Genomic DNA, 1,745 nt, shown 5'->3' on the forward strand with positions numbered 1-1,745 from the left:
GTAGTCTTCTTGCTCGCTACCCTCTAGCTGAGAGAGCTGGTCAATGTACATTTTTAACTCACCAAGAAAGATCTCGAGCAGGACAGGAACATTTTCTTCACCAATTTCGCTCGCCAATCTGTCGATTTTACTTTGGTCTAAAATATCCACTATTGCACTTCCTTCGCATTCCAAGATTGTAGCTTTCTGTATATGGTTGACGGACTAACATCCAAGTAACCAGCTGCTTTAGGGATGTTACCATCACAGGCTTTGATAGCCTGCTCAATGGCATTTTTCTCAGTGAGCCACAAAGGAAAAATATCCTGAACCGTGATGGTTTCGCTTTGCGGCCTTGTCACTCGAATTTCGTTTTTTGAAGGCTGGTTAAGTGGTGGTGGCAACATAGCTAAGTCAATTTCTCGGCCATTGTTAAGCACCACCACGTTACGCAACACATTCTGCAACTGACGCACGTTACCTGGCCATTCATAACGGGAGAAGCGTTCTACCACCTCAGGTGCTAAACGGATAAAATCCTTTCCCTCTTCCTTAGACATAAATCCCAGTAACGAGTATGCAATCTCAATAATATCATCACCACGCTCACGAAGAGGCGGTAAATGAAGCGGAATTACGTATAAGCGGTAGTATAAGTCTTCACGGAAACGTCCCTCTTCAACCTCTTTCCACGGGTCTTTATTGGTCGCGCAAACAAATCGCACATCCACATTTTTCATTTTTGACGAGCCAACTTTTTGGAACGTACCTGTTTGGATAAAGCGCAACAGTTTAGTTTGCAAATCTAAGTCCATTTCACACAACTCATCGAGGAACAGCGTCCCTCCATCTGCCAGTTCTGCCGCGCCTTGACGATCCGTAGCAGCTCCGGTGAAGGCTCCTTTAACGTGGCCAAACAGCTCGCTCTCAATCAGATCTTTTGGAATTGCCGCACAGTTAATCGCGATAAACGGTTTATCACCACGCTTACTGGTGGCGTGAATGGCTTCCGCGCACACCTCTTTACCCGTACCACTTTCTCCCGTGATAAAGATACTCGCCTTGCTGCTTGCCGCTGAGTCTATAGTGCGATAAACCGCTTGCATGGTTTGACTACTACCAATGAAACCTTGGTACCCTTGACTACCCTGATTGTCACCATCCGTTTTCGCCTTAGTCGCCTTTCGCAGAGCGTTATTCACGGTGACACGTAGACGATCCGCTTCACACGGTTTGATCAAGAAGTCTTGAGCACCATGACGCATCGCTTCAACTGCGGTATCAATTGAGCCGTGAGCCGTCATAAAAATCATCGGTACATCTGGATTTTTCTCTTTAACGGCATGGAGTACATCCATCCCGGTCATATCCGGCAGGCGCAGATCGAGAAGGATCAAATCTGGGGTTCTGAAACTAAGGCTTTCAATCGCATCCCGGCCAGTGCCGACAATATTGATATCAATTTGTAGTGGAGTCAGGTAAGAACGATACAAGGCCGCCACGGACGCGGTATCCTCTACCATGAGTAAATATTTTGAGTTTCGAGTTTGTGTCGTATATTGCATAACCTAGCCAAGGTTTCGTCGCATTTATGTAAAGAATCGCATTGCGCTTTGCATTATGCAAATTAATTGTAGAAAAACCCTCAAAATGAGTGACAGATCACGCGCATATCACTCTGTAACTGTGGCACGTTATATGCAGGACAAAAAGAGACCCTGAGGGGTCACCTAGCCAACTGACGTTGTTAGTGAACTTAGTATTCA

General features: G+C 45.9%; 1 protein-coding gene and 1 pseudogene. Both read right to left on the reverse strand.

All coding sequences use genetic code 11. From position 1 onward, the window contains the following. Positions 1-150, reverse strand: a pseudogene (locus QTO00_RS19250) (quorum-sensing phosphorelay protein LuxU); the annotation flags it as partial. Further along, entirely contained in the window at positions 150-1,544 is a 1,395-nt protein-coding gene (gene luxO, locus QTO00_RS19255; protein ID WP_331426184.1) for a quorum-sensing sigma-54 dependent transcriptional regulator LuxO, read from the reverse strand. The gene luxO and the pseudogene QTO00_RS19250, both read right to left, overlap by 1 nt. Between the last annotated feature and the right edge of the window lie 201 nt (positions 1,545-1,745).

Source organism: Vibrio sp. M260118, assembly GCF_036533755.1.
Classification (GTDB): domain Bacteria; phylum Pseudomonadota; class Gammaproteobacteria; order Enterobacterales; family Vibrionaceae; genus Vibrio.

What these genes read in the sequence shown, in the direction of transcription:
- luxO (WP_331426184.1), bottom strand. Translation starts at nt 1,544, where the DNA reads ATGCAATATACGACACAAACTCGAAACTCAAAATATTTACTCATGGTA.